This window comes from uncultured Arcticibacterium sp., assembly GCF_964021845.1.
GTDB lineage: Bacteria > Bacteroidota > Bacteroidia > Cytophagales > Spirosomataceae > Arcticibacterium.
On sequence record NZ_CAXHZC010000001.1, the window covers coordinates 976,713 to 996,961 of the forward strand.

Consider the following 20,249-nt stretch of genomic DNA (forward strand, 5'->3'; position numbering starts at 1 on the left):
AATATCGCATAAAAACCGCCGTAAAGGATGATTTATTTTTCATAGCCCAAAACTAGAGGAATTTAACAAACTATATTAGAGGTTGACAATAAAATATTTAAATCTTATTTGGGTTTATAACCACGTATTTAATAGACTTTCTATCGTTTGGCAAATGGTGTGAATATGTAATGTGCAATAGGCCATCAGGGGTTTGTATCAAACTCGGATATGAAAACCCTCCCATATTAGGCTCCACATTTTCAAGAGGTGTTTTCCATTTCCATGTCTTGCCTTCATCGTCAGACAAATAAAGCATAAGGCGATTTCTTCCACCTGGCATATCGTTACCAATAAATGCCCAACGACCATCAGTAAGACCTAGGATTTCCACACTAGCCGTATTAGGAATATCAGTTTTCACACTTACTGACCAAGATTGACCAAGGTCAGCTGACTCGCTGTAATGTACTCTAGGCGGGTAATCACCACTATCGCGTAAAAATGCCGCCAAGTTTTTATTTTTTTTCTGTACCAAGGCAGGCTGAATGGGCCCACGCCCAACTAATGGAAGGCTAGGTCGCCATGTACTGCCTTTATCTTCAGAGATAGCCATAAGCGACATATTAAAGCCGTCAGAATATAATGGTAACACTATTCTTCCATTATCCATTACTAGCGGTTTTATTCTCGTCATCCAGCCAATACTCCTTTTGGAGATATCCTCACTGGCTTTTATGATAAGTTCGTCATAGGTAGGAGCATATTCAGACCAACCCTTCCCTCTATCTGGTCTTTCCTTAAACTTTTCGGCTACTTCTTTGGCAAAGCCCTCGTCAGGTTTGAGTAAAATATTGTCTTGCCATGTCCAGTTAGGAGAACCTAACTTAAGATAGTCTGTGCTAGTTTTATATCTTAAAATGCTTTGCTCCCATTTGTTAGCCTGAACCGCAATCCATACTAAGAATAACTTCTTATCCTGATTAAGAAAAAGCACTGGATTACAATCTGGAATATTAGGCGTGTCAGCCATCTGGAAAGGCTCACTCCACTTGGTCTCACCTTTTCTAAGCCTTGCTCCCATCAGTAATACATCATCAGACTTCCGCTCACCGCTGCCATAAAACCATACCGCTAAAAAATCACCATTCGGCAGATTAACTACACTACTGCTATGTACATGTTTTTCTTGCGTAGCAAAAATGAGACTTGAGCTAACCAAAGCACCTTCGTGGCTGTCAATTTCTTGCGAAAACGAATTCAACGAATTCAAAAATAGTAGGAATAAAATGTACTTTTTATAATTCTTCATTTCACAAGGTCTAACATATCTAGTTATAATTTAATACTTCATTTTTTAAATTTGGTACTATTCATAGGGCATAAAATAATGGCCTACCTAAACTATAAGAGAGAACAAACCAAAAAATGAACAGGTCTATCTCCCCATATCTGAAAGCTTGTTATCTGTTTCATTCCTCCTTAAAAAATTAAGGAAACAACTCCAGTATTACCCTAATGTTAATAAACTGGCTCTGATTACTAACTTAAAGTTAAAGTATTAGGTGTTTGCGTAAAATGAAGAATTTAATACGCAATATGCGATTGCAAATCGTCAAAAATGACGCAAATTTATTACAGAATTTATCGAAAGAGGATGTCAAAACTTAGAAACTGCTTACAATTCTAACATCAATCATATAGTTTTTTTAGTCTTATAAATTGATTAGGAAATGTAAAATGCAAACTATTTAATAGTAATATTCTTTGATTTTTTTCTATAATTTCTATACATATCTTCATTATAATCTTTAGCGAACCATGGAAACAATAAATACAGTAATTCAGAAAGTTGCAGAAGGCAATACTAAAGCATTTTCACAATTATATGATCATTATAGAGAACCAGGGCTTCGGTTTGTCACCTCTATTGTAAAAGACAATGAGGAGGCGGAAAACATGCTGCAAGAGGTATTTATTAAGATATGGTCTCGTAGAGATCAAATTAATCCAGAACTAAACTTCAACGCCTACCTCTATACTTGCTTAAAAAATATGGCTTTTGACCATTTGAAAAAAATGGATAAAAACCAACAAATGCTTAATCAGTATTTGATAAAAGCTAAAGAAAGTAACAGTACTGATACCGATATTGAGGAAGAAAAAATTGACATTTTACTTTCTGCCATGTCTACGCTTCCAAAAAAACGCAAAAGGATTTTAGAACTAATTTTGGAAGACGGAAAGTCTTATCAGGAAATTGCCGAAATAATGCGGATATCGAAAAACACTGTTAAGAATCAACTTGTGAAAGCAAAGCAATATTTAAGGTTAAGTGTTGACATGTCATCGGCTTACTAAAGCATCTACAAAAGCCGTTAATTATTGAGATTTATCTCAATAAAAAGACTCTAACCAATTACTATTATTCTGTATTACATAGTCTGCTTTTGGCTTTCTTCAGGCTAGAGATTTACAGAAAGACTTCTGTTTTTTTGACTTATCAAAAAAAGGTTAACAACCACTTACTCCCTCATTATAAATGCACTGTATCTTCTACCCTATTTATGGTTAGCATTTGTCCGTGTCCTATATTAACAAAATGTAAACTCTAGTTTTTTTTATTTTATAGAATAGCCTTTTTATTTTCAATGATAGTATTAACAGTATAATCAATTCTAAACAAAACAATATGGAACTACGCTCTACTTATCATCGTACGTTACGGCGTTTATTTATTACGACCGTAATAGTTGGATTTTGTTTTTCAGCTGTTTGGGCACAGGCCCAAACCGTTACCGGTACCATCACAGCAGAAGAAGATGGCTCTGTTATTCCGGGTGTTAACGTGGTATTGAAAGGTACTTTTAAAGGAACTACATCAAATGCAAACGGGAAGTATTCGATTGACGTCGAAGACGCAAACTCCGTTCTGATTTTTTCTTTCGTGGGTTACAATCCTATAGAGGTTACCGTCGGAAGTCGAAGTGTAATTAACGTTCCACTCTCTCTGAATGCTTCTACCTTAAATGAAGTAGTTGTAACCGCTCTTGGTATAAAAAGAGAAGAAAAGTCGCTGGGTTATTCTGTTGCCAAGGTTGATGGTGAAGATATGAACCGAGTAACGACTGAAAACGTGCTAAACGGTATGTCTGGTAAAGTAGCTGGGGTTAGTATTAACTCTACTGGTGGTACAGGCTCATCGGTAAGTATGGTAATTCGTGGTGCCAAATCACTTTCGAGTGACAACCAGCCTTTATTTGTGATTGATGGTGTACCGATAATTAATACGCTTAATAATGTGAGCCAAATTGGTGGCGACAATAGAGTAGATTATGGTAATGCTATTTCAGATTTAAACCCTGACAATATCGAAAGTATTTCTGTACTAAAAGGCCCTAGTGCTGCGGCACTATATGGTTCAAGGGCTGGAAATGGTGTGGTGATTATTACCACAAAAAATGGTTCTAAAAACAACAAAATGACCGTTAGTTTAACTACAAATACGGTTTTTGACAAGCCTTATAGGTATTTAAATATGCATTCTCAGTTTGCCACGGGTATTTTACCTTTTACGGAAGACAATAACCCTTACCCTGGCGGAGTATTATATATTGATGAAGGTTCTGCTGGTGGTGTAGGTCCTGAACTAGACCTTGGTCAGAATGCTATCCAATGGAACAGCCCTTTAGATGCCGATGGCAATCCTATCCCTACACCTCTGGTTTCTCACCCTAACAATATTGAGAATTTTGTTCAGACCGGAATAACAACGACTAATGGTATCTCCTTAGCGAATAGCAACGATGTTATGAACTATAGAGTATCGTATTCAAACATGAGTAACAGGGGAATTATTCCAAATTCTGATCTCTTCAAGAATTCTTTGGCTTTGAATACCACTATAAATATCAATAAAAAGCTTCGTCTAAGCACAGTTTTAGATTTGAGTAGAAATAACTCAAACAACCGTCCTGCAGGCGAAAGAGGTTCAAATCCGCTTCAATGGGCTTACGCGGTTTCACCACATATTGACATTTTAGAATTGGAAGATTATTGGGTACCAGGCCAAGAGGGACTTCAACAAAAATCACAGTCTATTGGAAACTTCAATAACCCTTACTTTTTAGCTTATGAAGTTAATAATGCCTTCGAAAGAAATAGAATATTTGGGAACATGAAGCTTGATTACCAACTAACGCCAGAAATAAATTTAATGGCTAGGTATGCTTTAGACTCCTACAAGGAAAATAGAGAAACCAAAATTGGAGCTAGTTACGATAAAGAACCACGTGGAGCTTACGGTTTAATAAACCTAGGCAGATATGAAAGAAATATTGATGCCTTAGCCACTTATAGTAAAAACTTGGAAAACTTCTCTCTTTCATTTTCTGTAGGTGGTAATGCTAGAAGTTCTAAATTCACGAATGTGAGTAATGCTAGTAGAAACGGTACAGGCTTGGTAATCCCTGGCTTATTTACCTTGGAAAACATTGCACCTGCTAACTTGTCTTACTCAAGTAGCTTGCTAAACAAAGTGGTTTATAGTGCTTATGGAATAGCAAATCTTGGTTTCAAAGATATGCTTTACTTAGACTTAACTGCCAGAAATGACTGGTCAAGTACTTTACCAGTGGAAAACAGATCATACTTCTATCCATCGGCCTCTTTGAGCTTCTTGGTTAATGAACTCTTCCCTACTCCTTCGAGCTCTATCAATATGTTGAAACTGAGAGGCGGTGTGGCACAAGTAGGAAATGACACCAACCCTTATGCCTTAATAAATACATTGGACAACAATGAAGCTTGGGGTGGTATCACCAGATTGTCAAAATCAGGAACCATTCTTTTACCTGATTTGAAGCCTGAAATTTCTACCTCATATGAGGTCGGAGTTGACCTTACCATGTTTAGAAACAAACTTAGATTCTCTGGAACTTACTATAAAGTAGATAACCGTAACCAGATTATACCAACTAAGCTTCCTTCGTCTACTGGGTATACTTCCAAAAACATTAATGCTGGCTTACTTGTTAGTAAAGGTATTGAGCTGACTTTAGGTGGTACTCCTTTTGAAAGAAATGGATGGAGACTAGACTTGACAACTAATTTCTACAAAAACGCTACAACCATCGAGAGCCTTTCTGAAGGTTTAGATTTTTATACTTTATGGACAGATGCAAAAGGTGGAGCTTGGACTTATGTGGGTGAAACTATAGGGGATATTTATGACCGTGAGTTGGTAACGGTGAAAGACCAGTCTTCGCCTTATTATGGCTATCCTATATTAGATTCAGATGGTTCGTGGCAAGATATAAATGCTAACAATACCAAAACGAAAATTGGAAACTTTAATCCTGATTTTATTCTAGGAATGCAAACGTCTTTGACTTATAAGAAATTAAGTTTGAACATGACATTTGATTGGAGAAAAGGCGGCGATTTTGTTTCTCAAACCTACAGATACGGCGAATCAGACCTTAAGTCTCAGAGATTTTTGGACAACCTAATCAATCCAAATGGTTTATCAGGTGACGCACTTCGTGATTATTTAGTGGCCAATGAAGATGACCTAATTAGAGTCAATGGAAATAACTTCAATATTGTGGGTGGTCCTACAGCAGAATACGGCGGATTCCCATTCGAATATGGTGGAAATACGTATGCTTATGCTGTATTTAACCCTGGTGTCTTAGCTACTTATAATGAAAACGGTGAAATAGAAGGTTATACCGAAAACCTTGGAGGAGCTGGTACTAAGTATATTCCTTATGGTGACAATTACCCATGGAGTTTCACAAAAGCAGCTTTGTTTGACGCGTCATTTGTAAAGCTTAGAGAAATATCATTTGCTTATGATATCACAGGAGATTTAACACAAAAACTTGGTTTACAAAATGCTTCGTTTTCGGTCTATAGTAGAAACATCATTCTTTGGACGGCCGCTAATATAGGCATAGACCCTGAGATGGCTTTCCAACCACAAGCGGGCACACAAGCGGGTACACAATTCAAACAAGGTATTGAAAGATACAATGTAACTCCTTGGGTCATTCCAGTTGGATTTAAACTAAATCTAACATTTTAAACCTTAAACTTTAAAAATCATGAAAAATAAGAATATTATCGTTCTATTTATTCTGGTGGGCTCGTTCTTTTCTTGTGAAGATCTCACAGAGGTAAATATAAATCCGAATGGCGTTCAGCCTGAATTGGTGAACCCTAACTTGATAATGCCAACCATTTTGACTGAAACCGCTAGGCTTTACTTAAACTATGGCTATCAGGACATTGCAGGTGTGGTGCAGCATACGCAAAAAGATGCTTGGTCATCAGGTCATAATGATTACGACTGGTCTAGCCAGAGTTGGAGTGGAAATTATGACATACTTAGAAACAATGCTTTGTTTTATGACAGAGCAGTGGCTTTAGACCTTGAGTTTCATCAGGGTGTAGCTTTAGTAATGAAGGCTTTCAATTTTGGCCTTATTACAGACCTTTGGTCTGATGCTCCTTATACCAATGCTTTAAAAGGTGAAGTAGGAGGAACAGAGAATATATTGCCAGCTTTTGATAGTCAGGAGGTGATTTATACTGGAGTTTTAGCGGATTTAGAAGCAGCAAATACCTTACTTTCAAAACCAAAAAGCGAATATTCAAGCATAGTAAGTGAAGTAGATGTATTCTATAATGGAGACCCTGCTAAATGGAGAAAAATGGCTAACTCTCTTGCCCTTAGATACTACATGCGTATTTCTGAAAAGAAACCAGATGTAGCTAAAGCTGGTATAGAAAAAATAGTTGGAAATTCGGCTCAGTATCCTATAATCGTTTCAAATTCTGACGACGCCACTATGAGTTTTCCTGGAACAAGTAGCGGTACATCTTGGCCGGCAAATACAGTGTATGATGCCAGCGGTAGCAACTATCGTAGAATAAAAATGGCATCTACATTAATAGAAGCCTTACAATCTCTAGATGATCCAAGAATAGCTGTATGGGCTAATAAAGTGGAAGTGCCTTTAGTAGTAGACGAAACACTTCCAGCCGGAACTGACGAAATAGTAGATGGTGTTAGAATGTTATCACCTGATAAAGTTGGTAACACTGTTTTAGATACTGACCCTAAATATGTTGGTTTGCCGCCAAGTTTCTCAGCTTTGCCGTCGGCATACAACCTAAACCCAACACCAGGTCAAACATCGTTTAACCCACATGTTTCTTTCTTGAACGATATTTATAAGGAAGCCTCTGGTTCATTATTAAAAGCTAGATTAATTTCGGCTGCTGAGGTTAATTTTATCTTGGCTGAGGCTGCATTGAAAGGATGGGCCACTGGAGACGCTAAAACACGCTATGAAGCTGGTGTAAGTGCTTCCATGAACACTTGGGGTGTGGGAAATTCTACTTCCACATATCTTACTAATGAGGGGGTTGCCTATGATGGAACTCTGAAGCAGATAATGGAGCAAAAATGGATAGCCAGTTGGACGGCGGCCACAGAATCTTGGTTTGATTTCAGGAGAACTGGGCTTCCTGAACTTAAAGCAGGCCCAGCGGCTAAAAGGTCAGTATTGCCACTGCGTTTCTACTACATGCAGGATGAAATAAACATCAATAGTGCTAACGCCAGTGCGGCATTAGATAAATTAGAAGTAACAACTTTCTCACAGGCAGACGGCAAAAATAGTGCTTGGTCTAAGCCTTGGCTGAATCAAGGTACTGGCAAACCTTGGTAAAAACTTAGTATTGCGTTTAAGTTTAGAGTGAATATAAAATTGGTAGTGGATATTTGAAGCTACCAATTTTTTTCCGCTCTAGATCACCTCAAAGTTCTATAAAATATAACCGCACCCTGTACATGCTTTATTATCTCCAAAAAAGAGTCATCTATTTCATTTTATTGATTGGCTCAATCTTTTTATCCTCTGGAGTATTTGCTCAAACACTTCAGGCGGGAGCTGCTAAAAGAATAATCACACCAAACCCATTATTGCCGGTATCTGGCGGAATAGGAAAACCCAAACCCGTTACCGAAAAAAAAGGCGACCTCTTTGCAAGAGCCCTGGTTCTAGAAAACGGCGATAAACGCATTGCCATAGTAAGTGTAGATAATCTCGGCTGGACTTCCGTTCTAGGCGATAAATCTCGTGCTCTAATAAAAGGCGTTTCACCCGAAAACATTATCATAGCAGCTACGCACACGCATAGTGCACCAGATGCCTATGGTTTTCCAGACCAAACAGGTAAATCTTATGCTGATTTAAAATACTTAGACTGGTGCGTTAATCAGATTGCAGATGCTGTTAACGAAGCCGTCAAAAACTTAGAACCAGCAGCTATCAAAATAGCTGTGGATGAAGCCAAAGGAAAAATTGCCTATAATTATTACGCACCTGCATTATATGACCCACGCTGTGGCGTTATTCAGGCCGTTGCCACTACTGGAAAGAACAAAGGTGAAAATATAGCAACTTTAGTAAATTATGCTATTCACCCAGAAGTGTTAGGTTCAGGAAGAGGCATACTAAGCCCAGATTTATGTGGCCCACTTTATGACAGAATAGAAAGTAAAGGTGGTGGAATGGCCATTTTCTTAAATGGAGCTCAAGGTGGAATGGTTACCGCAGACACCCGCCGGGAAGAAGGTAAAGAAGCAAACACTTGGGAAGAGTGCATAAGAATAGGCGAATTACTAGCAGACGAATCACTTAGAATCATTAAAAACGCTCCAATAATTGAAAACCCAACATTATTTTCTGCCGCACAAAACTTAGAAATACCAATAGAGTCTGACATTATGAGGTTTATTCTGAAAAACTCTCCTCTGAATTACACATTTACCAAGGAAAACTATGTGAAAACCCAAGTAAATCTAATCAATATAGGTCCAGCTCAAATATTGACCATACCCGGTGAAGCCTTACCCAATATTGGATTTTACTTGAAACGTAAAATGCCTACCAAATTCCCATTTCTATTTGGCCTGGCAAACGATGCCTTTGGTTATATACTTACCAAAGAAGACTTCAATAGTTTTAAAAGGTACCAATACGTCAGCCAAACTAGCCTCGGCGAAATGACAGGTGACATATACATCAACCACGCCCTAGAAATGATAAAAGAAAGTCCGAAACCTGAATTGAAATAATCTCTAGAAATGAAAAAGACTGCTCTAAAACTCGTACTTGGCTTACTGCTAATGATGTTCATTGGCAATACTATTCATGCCCAAAAAATTACCCCCGAAACGGCCTTAGCTAGTTATATTGACAATGGCGACAAAACTTATAATTGGGAGCTTAAAGACTCAATTGTTTTAGAACATGTAACGGCCTATCACCTTTTACTGACCTCCCAAAAATGGCGAGAGTACACTTGGAGACATCAACTAACGGTATTTATACCAAAAAAGAAAACTCATGATGGAGCCATGCTCTTCATCACAGGTGGCTCTAACAAAGACGAACAACCTAACTGGACTAATTCGGATGACTTATGGGAACCCTTGGCCGAAATAGCAGTAAGAAATCAAGCTGTGGTGGCTATCATAAGGCAAGTTCCTAATCAACCACTCTATGGTGATTTGACCGAAGACGCCTTAATATCCTATACTTTACATCAGTTTAAGCAAGACAAGGATTACTCTTGGCCTTTATTATTTCCAATGGTAAAATCTGCCGTAAAAGGTATGGACGCCATTCAAGAATTCGCTAAACAAAAAGTCGATTTTGATGTCAATAGTTTTGTCATATCAGGGGCTTCAAAAAGAGGCTGGACTACATGGCTTACTTCGGCTATTGATGATAAACGCGTAAAGGCGATTGGCCCAATGGTCATAGATATGCTTAACATGCCAGCCACATTAAACTATCAGTACACCACCTATGGTGAATACAGCATCCAAATAGAAGATTACGTTAAACTTGGAATTCCGCAAGGAACGGAGACAAAAGATGGGAAGGCTCTCACCACTATGATTGACCCTTTTTCATACCGCAAGAACATGACCGTGCCTAAAATGATTTTTATTGGTACCAATGATGAGTATTGGACGGCCGACGCTATTAAACATTACTTTAGTGAAATTCCGGGCAAAAACATGATACACTATGTTCCTAACGCGGGCCATGGACTAGGTGGAGGGGAGCAAGCTTTAAAAGCCCTTAATGCATTTTTTGGTCTTACGCTAATGGACAAAAGTTATCCAGTAAGCACATGGACAGTTAATGATACAAACAATGGTGCTGAGCTAATAATTAATCCAGAACAAAACGAGCTTGTTGAGGCCACACTGTGGGAAACTACATCTAGCGATAGGGATTTCAGGAACAATTTATGGAAGAATAAAAACATCAAACTCAAAGATTTACCAAATATTAAACTAACCCAGGCCTACCCAAAAAAAGGATTTCAAGCATTTTATGTTGAAATGAAATACAAGGGGCCAACCGGAGGTACATATTCGGTGAGCACCCGCATATTTGTATCAGACAAGTCAAAAGTATTGTAACCAGTAGATGTATCTGAAGAATAAAAAGACAATAAATGGCATCATCTCGTCCAGCATATTTAGTAGAAAAACTACTCAAAAATAATATCTCGAAAGAGGAGTTACAGGAGTTGGTAGCTGGTATTGGCGAAACAGAGATGTCTGAAGAATATGCCGAAATCCTTGAAAAATACTTCAATCAACTATTGTTAGAAAACGAAACCAAAAAGTTTTTGGGAAAAGACAATCTTGACTAATTATTAGTCAAAAAACTTCATACAGTAGAACCAATAGGGTTTCTAATATAGTATCTAGGTACAAAATTAACAGCTATTTAAACTCATTTAGAGGCTTCTGTAGTTTCAAACCTCTTCTTGGCATTCTCTAATTCATCATGCGAATTAATAGCTGCAAAGGCAAAAATGGCCAGCAGTAACACAAGTCCGACCAAGCCAGTTAGCCATGTTTTGACATTCATTTCTGTAGGAATAAAAGGGACCTCTGCCCTATTTATGAATACTACTATTAGTACGAAATTTATTAAATAGAGATATTGCTCTATCCTGTAGGTACTAAAAAATGCCCCGGTAATTAGCCATGAAAATATCATATAAATACCGAACAACCCTACAAAGAATATTTTGATGTCTGCGTAAGTAAGCTTACCCGTATTTAAAGCTTTGATTCTCTTAAAGCAATACCAAGAAAAAAACAAAATTAAGGCCAAGGAAAGCCATAGTGTAAGGTTAAATCCAAAGTTTGCATTTGAAAAGCTTGTTTTCTCTAACATGGAATTGATACGTTCAAGCGTAAATGACTGTTGCCAAACTATTAAGGGAATAAGCAAAGACATGCCTAACAACGATAAAGGCTGAGTATTATCAGGTTCCTCTTCTTCATTTGATTCCCACTTAGCCGTAAAAGCTCCATAAGACAAACCAAGGCCACCAAAAAAGCCCAATGAATACTCCATAACATTCCAGAAATTAAAGTCTATTTCTGAAACAGCCCCTAGAACATGAAGAAAATTACCAAAAGCAAAGCCAAAACCACCGCCTAATCCGGCAAAAACAGCGACACGCAAAGGGGCATATTGCCTATTTCTTAGCAGGTGTGCCATAAGTGCCGCTCCCATACCGAAACAGGCCGCCCAAAGTTCAGACCTTGGAGGTGTCATGTTCCAACCGAATTGCTCAATCATAAAAAAATAGAACACTAAAGCACCTACCACCATCTCCACAATCAGCGTAGGCCATTTCACTTCAGTCTTTTTAGGGTTTAAAAGAGCAAAACCGAAAAAACCACCACCTATAAAACCATAAAGCCCACCTATTACAAAGAGCATCAATAAACCATAAAACACATTGCCAAAGTCTGAAGCACGACCATATCCTACCACCATTCCATAACTCATCATACCACCTAAACCCCATCCTACGCCACCTGCTAGCGTCACCGAGAAGGCTTTTGAAAGCCAGTCTTTTCGCTTTGAAACCAATAATACACTTAGAGAACCAATAGCTCCAGCCCAAGCCGCACCTTGCTCATGCCCAAACTGACCTCGAATAGCCCAAGCCGTGCCTAAAGACATGCCTACTAAAAGCATACTGAACCACAATTTCTTACCTTTCATCTCAATTAGATTTTTCTGATTAGCCAGCTATAATACTGTCGGAAACCGCTTAGTGACTATTCTTAAATTAAAAAGCGATTTCTAGTAGCCTACTCCGTTAGGTTTGGAGTATTATTTATATTGTTATACACTATCATCATGAAAAAAACAGTTCATTTTCTTTATTTTTCCCTTATTAGCCTTGCCTTTTTCGGCTGTAATTCTAAAACGAAAATTGGCGAAATTATTCTCAGCCAAGGTTGGACGATTGCCCCTTCAACCGAAATCAAAAAAGATGGCATTTCGCTATCGTCAGGTGCAATAGATGCCGAAAAATGGACTAAAACTACGGTTCCTAACACTGTTTTAGGAGCATTAGTAGAGGCAGGGACTTACCCAGATATTTTTATGGGAGATAACTTGGCGAAGGTTCCTAAAGAGCAATTTGAATCGCCTTGGTGGTATAGAAACACCTTTAACTTAGATGACTTTGACAATAAAACTGAGCATTTAAAACTCCTGATTGACGGTATTAATTATAAGGCAAATTTCTGGCTAAACGGTGAGCAAATAGCCAATAAAGACTCCATCATTGGAGCATTCAGACAATTTGAATTAAACATTTCTGGTCAAGCTAAATCAGGCGAAAACATTCTTTTAGTAGAAATATTTCCACCGCAGGTCAGAGATTTCTATATGGGTTTTGTAGACTGGGCTCCTACTCCACCTGACCACTACATGGGTATCTTTAGGGAAATTCGACTGAAACGTTCTGGAAAAGTGTCTATTGATGCCAGTTTTGTGGCACCAGACGTAAATACATCAAATTTAGAGGAAGCCACCTTAACTATTAATGTAGAGGTAAGTAACCATAGCAATGCATCTAAAAATGTGGAATTAAAAGGAAAAATTGAAGACATAACTTTCCAGAAAGAAATCACACTTCAACCCTTTGAAAAGACTGAAGTACAATTTAGCCCTGTAGAATATCAAGAACTAAACATTGATAAACCGAGACTTTGGTGGCCAAACGGATTGGGAGAAGCAAATATGTACGCATTAGAAATGTCTTTGACCGAAAACGGCGAAACTCAAGATGTTCATAATACTAAGTTTGGTATCAGAAAAATTGAAACATACTTAAATAATAAAGGTGTACGCGGTTACAAGGTAAACGGCAGAGAAGTACTAATTAAAAGTGCCGGCTGGGTAGATGATTTGTTCTTAAGATACATGCCAGAAAAAGACGCCGCACAAATTAGGTACGTTAAAGAAATGAACCTTAACTCTCTACGCTTTGAGGGCATTTGGGGCAACAACCATAACATTTATGATTTATGTGATGAAAACGGCATACTTCTTATGATGGGCTGGAGCTGTCAATGGGAATGGCCTGATTACCTTGGAGAAGTATTGGAGAAAACGGAAGGTGATGAAAACTTGCCCATTAACGAAGACGTAGCCAAATATGGCGTTAAGCTTAGTCCAGATGAAGAAACATTACTTTCTGATTATTTCAGAGACCAAGTAAAATGGCTTAGAAACCACCCAAGTATATTCACCTGGGCAGGAGGAAGCGATGCTATGCCTGCTCCATCCTTAGAAAAAAGGTATGTAGAAACCCTAGAAAAGTATGACCAAACAAGACCTTTTTTAATTTCATCAGGTGATTTTGAAAGTAGTATTTCTGGGAAGTCTGGAATGAAGATGTATGGCCCTTATGAGTACGTCCCTCCCATTTACTGGTATGAAGATAAAGAGCTAGGTGGAGCATATGGCTTTAACTCTGAGGTCGGACCTGGGCCACAGATTCCTACCATTGAGTCTATAAAAAAGATGATACCAGCCGAGAAGCTTTGGCCTGCTGATAACGACATGTGGAATTATCATTCTGGTCGCAAAGATTTCAATACCCTAGGCGTTTATCTTAAGGCTTTGAATGCTAAACTTGGCGAGCCTAAAAACCTAGAAGACTTAGCCTTTAAAGCTCAAATACTAAACTATGAGGCCATAAGACCGATGTTTGAGTCACATGTGATGAACAGACCTACCACCACAGGCGTGGTGCAATGGATGCTTAACTCCCCATGGCCAGAGTTTTATTGGCAGCTGTATGATTATTATTTAAAACCTACAGGAGCGTATTATGGCACCAAAAAGGCAGCCAGTCCACTGGCCATCATGTATAACTATTATGACCACTCTATTCACTTAAGTAATGACACCAAAACTGATTTACAAAGTGTTACGGCAGAGGTAAAGCTATTCAACACTAAGTCTGAATTAGTTTTTGAAAAGAGTTTCACCACTAAATTGGATAAAAACGGTACCGTAAACGGCCTTGAGATACCAGAACTTGAAGGCAAGAACCAGACGTACTTTTTGGATTTAAAACTCAAAAATGAATCAAAAGAAACCATTGCTGATAATTTCTACTGGCTGGCTACCCAAACAGACCAAATGGACTGGGAGCAGAAATTCTGGTTTTATACTCCTCAAAAACAATACGCCGATTTTAGTGCGTTAAATAACCTTCCGAATGCTAAGATTGATGTAAGCCAAGAAGTTTCAAGTACAAGTGAAGAGTATGAGGTTACACTTACTTTAAGCAATTCTAGTAACAAAATAGCATTCTTTATAGAGGCTGAGCTAATTGATGCTGATTCCGAAGAAGCTATAACCCCTGTATTTTGGTCAGATAATTACATTTCTCTTTTGCCAAAAGAAAGCAAAACGATTAGCGTAAAATGCTATAAAAAAGATGCTGGCAATAAAGAGCCAAAAGTTAAGGTCAAAGGTTATAATGTAGATAACGTAGTGGTCAAATAGGCCTTACTAAACCAAAAATTGATTTCGATACTCTGTAGGAGTGCAGCCTTTCATTTGTTTAAACTGTCTGGCTATATTCTTGGTATCTAAAAAGCCAAGTTCAAGAGCTATTTCAAAAACACTTAAATCTGTTTCAAGGAGTTTTTGACTAAATTTTTCTATTCTCAGGTTGAAAATGTACTTGTAGATGGGATAACCCGTCATATCAAGAAAACGTTTTTCTAGAGCCCTTCGGGACAATGGAACCTGCTTTACCACGTCGTCTACCTTAAGTTTCTTATCTATATTTTGATGAATATATTTTAATGAAGTAGCTATATGCTTGTCACTCGTAGAATATATATCCGTGGATTGCCGTGTTATAACCTGCGTGGGCCTTACTATAATATCATAATGAACCGAGGTACTATTTTCCATCATTTGATGTAGTAGTCTAGCGGCGTCATAGCCACCCTTTTCGGTATCTTGGCCTATACTTGATAATGGAGGATCAGAAAAAGAACAAATCATCTCATCGTTATCAACCCCTAAGACAGACACTTCCTCTGGAATTCTGATACCAGAATGACGGCAAGCTTCTGTAATATGCTGCCCTTGATTATCGTCACAAGCCATTAATGCTATGGGTTTGGGAAGTGATTTGAGCCACTGACTTAAGGAGCTGGGCATATAATACCAAATGTCAGAAGAATGTGCCATGGCTTGCTCAAAGTAGTGCACTTTATGACCTCCTTTTACCACTCGCTCTTCAAAACCCTCTGCTCTTTCTCTTGACCAAACTATATCTTTAAAGCCGTAAAAAGCAAAGTTTTTGAAACCCTTCTTAATGAAATAGTCCGCCCCCATGCTACCGGCTTCTTTATTAGCACCAGTTATGTTAGGTATTTCATTAAATCGCTCTTTAAAGTCCTGTGCTATTACAGGAATACCAGCCTCTTTAAATTTTTCAATGCCGGGGTCATTATATAGCTGGCCAATGATGCCATCAGCTCCCCAACCTTTTGCCCATTCTAAAATTCCATCTAAACCAATGGTTTCTCGCTGAAACAACGGCATCCGGCAAAAGACCCAAGGACCGTTTTCTTTAGAATACTTAGCAATTCCTTTAAGCAAGGCCTTGCTATATTCCTCGGCAAAATCTATCAATAGGATTATTTTATACATGAAAGAGCTCCTTCCAGTTTTTGATGGTTGAATTATTTACCAAAGGTTTAGCCCAAAAGCCAATACCTAAGATATAACCTAAAGTAACCAACAAAAACAACATAGCCATACGCAACCCAACGAATTCACCCAAACCACCGATAATCAGAGGCACAAAAGCCCCACCAGCTATTCCTGTGCATAAAATTCCAGATAAGGTACCATGGTTATTAGTAACAGAGTTAAGAGCCAATGAAACTACAATGGACCACATTACAGAAGAAAAAAATCCTGTAAGAGGAAAACAAACTAAAGCCCAATTTACGGGGCCAAACAAACCTATAAGTAAAGCTATAATAGCACCGAGGGTAAAAAATATCAGCACTTTTCGGCTATCAAATATTTTCAAAAGTAATAAGCCCAAAATACAACCAATTGTGAGTAAACCCCAGAAATAAGAAATCACACTAGCCCCCTGAGTAGCTGGGTCTACTCCGTGATATTCTTGTAAGAATTTTGACGTCCAATTGGCAATTCCTTGTTCTGAACCCACATAACAGAAAATACCAATAAAGAACAAAATCACTTTCTTGTCTTTTAACAATTCCCGAAACGCACTTCCAGTGTCAACTCGCTCATCATCTGCCAACTCCACCTCTGGGAATTTTACAAATTTTATAATGATAATCATCAACAATGCGATAACTGCAAACACCCAATAAAGTGAAATCCAAGTTAGATTTTCAGGCACAATTTTATTCATGCTTTCAATGATAAAATTGCTCGGAGAGCCCACATGTACGTGCTTCACAAAATAGGAATACAGCATAGGACTAAGAAACGAGGCACCACCAAAAAACAACTGAGCCATAACAGAATTAAAGGCAAAGTTTACACCTCCCCCAGCCACACGAAGCAGCGGATTTATGACCACTTGAAGCATAGCCATTCCTGTCCCAATAATAAATAAGGAAAGTAATGCGACTGGAAAAACAGGTACTAAAGCAAAAAACAATGCTCCTATAAAAGCCAATAAAAATGCCAATAGCAGCACTTTTTTTTCTTTATACTTCTCCACCAAAACACCCGCAGGAATGGAGGCAATACCGTAAGAAACAAAAAACGAAAAAGGCAGAAATCCAGCTAAACCTATACCCAGCTCAAAACTATTGAGAATATCAGGAATAATAGGCCCTAGAATATTACTCAAGAAAGAAATCACAAAAAATATAAAGAAAATGAGGATGACTATAAAAGTGTTTTTTCTCATTGAGTTATTGGCTAAAGATTAATGAAGTGCTAAAATATTCTTCGCTATTTCAGTGCAGCGGCACCTAATAGAGAAATGTTGTCGTTATCAGATTTTACTATTTTAATTTTTTTCAAAGATTCTGGAAATTCAAAATCCTCTAAGCCTTCGTACATAGCTTTTTCAAAAAATGAAAAGGCATTGCTTATGGAGCCACCAAGAACTACCACCTCTGGGTCATAAGTGTACATCACAGCCTGTATGGCAGCTCCCAAGTGCTGGCCAAACTCGCTATACGCATCCAATGCCCACTTTTCGCCTCTTTCAGCGGCCATAGAAACCTCATGTGCATTGAAATTAAAATTTCGCACGAAAAATGAGTTACCTAAATAGTATTCATAGTTTTTTTCAAGGTATTTTAATAGACCAATCTCACCAGCTCCTGTATTGCAACCTTTATAGAGTTTATTGTCGATGATAATACCTGCACCAAGACCTGTGCCTAATGTAAGTCCAACGGCTGTGGAATAGCCTTTTGCATGTCCAAATAGATGTTCGCCTAGTGTAAAGCAGTTCACATCGTTATTAACAAAAGTAGGTAGCTGAAACTCGTCTTCAAGTATGTCTTTAAGAGCTACTTTTTCCCACGAGGGAATATTAGTCACGTTATAAACTATCCCTCTTTCTGTATCTACCACAGACGGAACGCCAATTCCAATTTTATCAATACTCTTAGAAATATGCGGTCTAATGAGATCCTTTATTTGTTTAAGCGTAGACGACAGCGATTCCTTTTGGAACAATAAAGCGGTATTTTGTTGGAGTATTAAACCTTCGTTGGCCACTCCAACTTTTATTTTAGTCCCCCCTAAGTCAACCCCTATATTCATGGTCAATTTGTTAGATTAGCACAATAATTTCGAATCAAAACCCAACTGTAATACTAGGATTTTAATAAAAAATACTACTGCTTTAAGGAAAACTTACAAATCTATTTTTGGTGGAATAATTGATATGCGACTACACGTTATATATAATAGAAAAATTTCATTTATCAGTAATTTCACACTATGACAAGGTAATAGGTATCCTTATCTCCATTTACCGTAAAGTCTCCCGTATAGAGCTGCTTGATTACCACTTGCTCTGTGCCTACCAGCTGTGCTGTAGCCACCAGGCCAGTAAACATAAATAGTGTTAGTAGTTTTAGTTTCATATGTGGGTTAATTCATTTTTGACACTTGTTGGCTTGTTATTTCCCAGAGTCCTTGACTGAGACTTTGAGTAGAGAAGATAAACTAACACCCTAAATATTTTATTATAAACTCTCTCTCAGGTTCTATTTCCGAATAGAATTTTTTCAAATCTATTATGTCCCTCAAAAGCATTGATTTTTGCTCATCTTCCTCCATTTCTTCAAAATAAATTGGAATGTGAATATCATTCTCTTCTAATTCGCTTTCTAAATAAAGCTCTACTAATTCTTTCTCGTTGACTTTACTTAAATGGACATTTAGGTCATGGATAGGTGACCCTAAATTAAAAGTTGGCTCATACATTTCCATCATTGTTTCAGGCATAGGTAATTCTATACCCTCAAGTACTACCTCTGCATATTTGAGCTCTCCATCTCTATCAACTTTGCACAACAAGAAATGAATGGCGTGCCATGTTTCATCCAAAGAAAAATCTGCACTTATATCCAGCACTTTAGAGGGTTCAGTCAAATAAGTTTTTAATTCTGTTTTTGCTATTTTATGAAATCTAAATTCTGTTACCATTTTATTTTTCTGATTTCAATAATTCCTTAGCTTCGTCAGGCTTAATTCTTTTAAGCCCATTTATAGCAATCTCTTGAATAGCTTTATTAAATGTTAAAGGATCTATTTCTAAAAATAAATCCCAATAATCCTTTAATTTTTCAGGTTCAAAAATCTTTGTAATAACTAAAATTTCTAGAACCTGACTTGAGTGTGGCCAAGTGATTTCTCCTTTTAATTCTTTAACATCAGAAATGTCTTCTTTGAAATCTCTTAGTTGTTCATTCCTGAAATCTAAAAGTCCATTCACTTTTTGATAATATGGCAATGCAACCTTATTAAAGACCGTTTTGGCAATCTCACTTGCCTGATCCAAATCCTCTATCCCGTATAAGCTTCCAATATTTTGAGGGATTCCTAATTCTTCAAAATATGTATTATTTTTGGGATGGGCTCTTATGGTTAAGAAGCCAAATTGTACAACAACATTTGAGTCATCAAACAGTTCTTTATAATACCGTCTGTATTTCGGAAAGTAGGTTCCAATATTAAATTCACAGTTACTGTACCTAGTCGATCTCCCATCAATAGAAAAGTACTCGATTCCTTTTGTTCCTGATCTTACGAAGTCACCCACACCTTTTTTTTTGAATCCCTGAGTTTCCATATATGGAAGCATCACCTCTTTAATAAGTTTGATAAATAATTTTTTTCCGTAAATTTCCATAATTGGTATTTATAAGCTGCCACATTTACTTGGATCGAAATCGGCATCTGTTTTAGATCCTATCCCTGTTTCTTTGTAAACTTTCATGTCAGAGTCAATGTAATTTTTAATATCAACTAGGCCTTTGTGTTCTCTTTGAAATATTTGCTCACCTTTAGTTCCACTACCTGCTATCATACTAATTTGCACGGCTGTGTCTGTCAAGTTTAATAATGCACATAGTAACGCTTTTTGATTTTTAGACAAAATTCCTTTACCAAATTTTGCTTCATGTAAAACGTATTTCCCTATAGATTTATCAAATGAAACACCATCTATTATTGTTCTAAAAGTCTTACCATTTAACTTCACATCAAAACTCACCTGGGTAATAAGATCGCTTGCTGATAATTTAGCAAAAGACATTTTAGCTCTTTCAAAATCGGCCATACTCCTAAAATGATTAATCATCTCAGTTA

The 20,249-nt window shown here is 37.6% G+C and carries 16 protein-coding genes; 7 read left to right on the forward strand and 9 right to left on the reverse strand.

The features are described from left to right. Positions 1 to 97 precede the first annotated feature (97 nt). Positions 98 to 1,291, reverse strand: a complete 1,194-nt coding sequence (locus AADJ06_RS04070) for an exo-alpha-sialidase (RefSeq protein ID WP_341225126.1) — start codon at positions 1,289 to 1,291, stop codon at positions 98 to 100. 509 nt (positions 1,292 to 1,800) lie between these two features. Between AADJ06_RS04070 and AADJ06_RS04075 the strand changes: the two genes are divergently transcribed. From AADJ06_RS04075 to AADJ06_RS04100, 6 genes are all read left to right on the forward strand, one after another. Next, positions 1,801 to 2,340, forward strand: a complete 540-nt coding sequence (locus tag AADJ06_RS04075; RefSeq protein ID WP_341225127.1) for an RNA polymerase sigma-70 factor — start codon at positions 1,801 to 1,803, stop codon at positions 2,338 to 2,340. 331 nt (positions 2,341 to 2,671) lie between these two features. Then, the gene (locus tag AADJ06_RS04080; protein ID WP_341225128.1) at positions 2,672 to 6,067 is read left to right on the forward strand and encodes a SusC/RagA family TonB-linked outer membrane protein; all 3,396 of its coding nucleotides are present in this window, start codon (positions 2,672 to 2,674) and stop codon (positions 6,065 to 6,067) included. Between the two features lie 19 nt (positions 6,068 to 6,086). Beyond that, positions 6,087 to 7,718 (forward strand): SusD/RagB family nutrient-binding outer membrane lipoprotein, encoded by a 1,632-nt coding sequence (locus AADJ06_RS04085; protein WP_341225129.1) that lies wholly within the window; start codon positions 6,087 to 6,089, stop codon positions 7,716 to 7,718. Between the two features lie 122 nt (positions 7,719 to 7,840). Then, positions 7,841 to 9,130, forward strand: a complete 1,290-nt coding sequence (locus AADJ06_RS04090) for a hypothetical protein (protein ID WP_341225130.1) — start codon at positions 7,841 to 7,843, stop codon at positions 9,128 to 9,130. A 9-nt stretch (positions 9,131 to 9,139) separates the two neighbouring features. Beyond that, the gene (locus AADJ06_RS04095) at positions 9,140 to 10,492 is read left to right on the forward strand and encodes a PhoPQ-activated protein PqaA family protein (RefSeq protein WP_341225131.1); all 1,353 of its coding nucleotides are present in this window, start codon (positions 9,140 to 9,142) and stop codon (positions 10,490 to 10,492) included. 35 nt (positions 10,493 to 10,527) lie between these two features. Then, positions 10,528 to 10,728: a hypothetical protein gene (locus AADJ06_RS04100; RefSeq protein WP_341225132.1), complete on the forward strand. Its 201-nt coding sequence runs from the start codon at positions 10,528 to 10,530 to the stop codon at positions 10,726 to 10,728. A gap of 83 nt (positions 10,729 to 10,811) precedes the next feature. Here the strand turns inward: AADJ06_RS04100 and AADJ06_RS04105 are convergent, their stop codons facing one another. Further along, a complete protein-coding gene (locus AADJ06_RS04105; protein ID WP_341225133.1) occupies positions 10,812 to 12,104 on the reverse strand; it encodes a photosystem II biosynthesis protein in 1,293 nt (430 codons plus the stop codon). A 138-nt stretch (positions 12,105 to 12,242) separates the two neighbouring features. Here AADJ06_RS04105 and AADJ06_RS04110 point away from each other — a divergent pair, with 138 nt between their 5' ends. Then, positions 12,243 to 14,912, forward strand: a complete 2,670-nt coding sequence (locus tag AADJ06_RS04110) for a glycoside hydrolase family 2 protein (RefSeq protein ID WP_341225134.1) — start codon at positions 12,243 to 12,245, stop codon at positions 14,910 to 14,912. A 6-nt stretch (positions 14,913 to 14,918) separates the two neighbouring features. Here the strand turns inward: AADJ06_RS04110 and AADJ06_RS04115 are convergent, their stop codons facing one another. From AADJ06_RS04115 to AADJ06_RS04145, 7 genes are all read right to left on the reverse strand, one after another. Beyond that, a complete protein-coding gene (locus AADJ06_RS04115) occupies positions 14,919 to 16,076 on the reverse strand; it encodes a DNA-binding transcriptional regulator (protein WP_341225135.1) in 1,158 nt (385 codons plus the stop codon). Next, positions 16,069 to 17,325: an MFS transporter gene (locus AADJ06_RS04120; RefSeq protein WP_341225136.1), complete on the reverse strand. Its 1,257-nt coding sequence runs from the start codon at positions 17,323 to 17,325 to the stop codon at positions 16,069 to 16,071. Before AADJ06_RS04120 ends, AADJ06_RS04115 begins: the two co-directional genes overlap by 8 nt. A 44-nt stretch (positions 17,326 to 17,369) precedes the next feature. After that, positions 17,370 to 18,194 carry an ROK family protein gene (locus AADJ06_RS04125; RefSeq protein WP_341225137.1) on the reverse strand — a complete coding sequence of 275 codons (825 nt, stop codon included), beginning with the start codon at positions 18,192 to 18,194 and terminating at the stop codon, positions 17,370 to 17,372. A 173-nt stretch (positions 18,195 to 18,367) separates the two neighbouring features. Next, positions 18,368 to 18,520, reverse strand: a complete 153-nt coding sequence (locus AADJ06_RS04130; RefSeq protein WP_341225138.1) for a hypothetical protein — start codon at positions 18,518 to 18,520, stop codon at positions 18,368 to 18,370. Between the two features lie 82 nt (positions 18,521 to 18,602). Beyond that, positions 18,603 to 19,085 (reverse strand): DUF1877 family protein, encoded by a 483-nt coding sequence (locus AADJ06_RS04135; RefSeq protein WP_341225139.1) that lies wholly within the window; start codon positions 19,083 to 19,085, stop codon positions 18,603 to 18,605. A 1-nt stretch (position 19,086) separates the two neighbouring features. Then, positions 19,087 to 19,791 (reverse strand): hypothetical protein, encoded by a 705-nt coding sequence (locus tag AADJ06_RS04140; protein WP_341225140.1) that lies wholly within the window; start codon positions 19,789 to 19,791, stop codon positions 19,087 to 19,089. A 9-nt stretch (positions 19,792 to 19,800) separates the two neighbouring features. Further along, positions 19,801 to 20,220: a hypothetical protein gene (locus AADJ06_RS04145; RefSeq protein ID WP_341225141.1), complete on the reverse strand. Its 420-nt coding sequence runs from the start codon at positions 20,218 to 20,220 to the stop codon at positions 19,801 to 19,803. Positions 20,221 to 20,249 lie beyond the last annotated feature (29 nt).

What these genes read in the sequence shown, in the direction of transcription:
- AADJ06_RS04070 (WP_341225126.1), bottom strand. Translation starts at nt 1,291, where the DNA reads ATGAAGAATTATAAAAAGTACATTTTATTCCTACTATTTTTGAATTCG.
- AADJ06_RS04075 (WP_341225127.1), top strand. Translation starts at nt 1,801, where the DNA reads ATGGAAACAATAAATACAGTAATTCAGAAAGTTGCAGAAGGCAATACT.
- AADJ06_RS04080 (WP_341225128.1), top strand. Translation starts at nt 2,672, where the DNA reads ATGGAACTACGCTCTACTTATCATCGTACGTTACGGCGTTTATTTATT.
- AADJ06_RS04085 (WP_341225129.1), top strand. Translation starts at nt 6,087, where the DNA reads ATGAAAAATAAGAATATTATCGTTCTATTTATTCTGGTGGGCTCGTTC.
- AADJ06_RS04090 (WP_341225130.1), top strand. Translation starts at nt 7,841, where the DNA reads ATGCTTTATTATCTCCAAAAAAGAGTCATCTATTTCATTTTATTGATT.
- AADJ06_RS04095 (WP_341225131.1), top strand. Translation starts at nt 9,140, where the DNA reads ATGAAAAAGACTGCTCTAAAACTCGTACTTGGCTTACTGCTAATGATG.
- AADJ06_RS04100 (WP_341225132.1), top strand. Translation starts at nt 10,528, where the DNA reads ATGGCATCATCTCGTCCAGCATATTTAGTAGAAAAACTACTCAAAAAT.
- AADJ06_RS04105 (WP_341225133.1), bottom strand. Translation starts at nt 12,104, where the DNA reads ATGAAAGGTAAGAAATTGTGGTTCAGTATGCTTTTAGTAGGCATGTCT.
- AADJ06_RS04110 (WP_341225134.1), top strand. Translation starts at nt 12,243, where the DNA reads ATGAAAAAAACAGTTCATTTTCTTTATTTTTCCCTTATTAGCCTTGCC.
- AADJ06_RS04115 (WP_341225135.1), bottom strand. Translation starts at nt 16,076, where the DNA reads ATGTATAAAATAATCCTATTGATAGATTTTGCCGAGGAATATAGCAAG.
- AADJ06_RS04120 (WP_341225136.1), bottom strand. Translation starts at nt 17,325, where the DNA reads ATGAGAAAAAACACTTTTATAGTCATCCTCATTTTCTTTATATTTTTT.
- AADJ06_RS04125 (WP_341225137.1), bottom strand. Translation starts at nt 18,194, where the DNA reads ATGAATATAGGGGTTGACTTAGGGGGGACTAAAATAAAAGTTGGAGTG.
- AADJ06_RS04130 (WP_341225138.1), bottom strand. Translation starts at nt 18,520, where the DNA reads ATGAAACTAAAACTACTAACACTATTTATGTTTACTGGCCTGGTGGCT.
- AADJ06_RS04135 (WP_341225139.1), bottom strand. Translation starts at nt 19,085, where the DNA reads ATGGTAACAGAATTTAGATTTCATAAAATAGCAAAAACAGAATTAAAA.
- AADJ06_RS04140 (WP_341225140.1), bottom strand. Translation starts at nt 19,791, where the DNA reads ATGGAAATTTACGGAAAAAAATTATTTATCAAACTTATTAAAGAGGTG.
- AADJ06_RS04145 (WP_341225141.1), bottom strand. Translation starts at nt 20,220, where the DNA reads ATGGCCGATTTTGAAAGAGCTAAAATGTCTTTTGCTAAATTATCAGCA.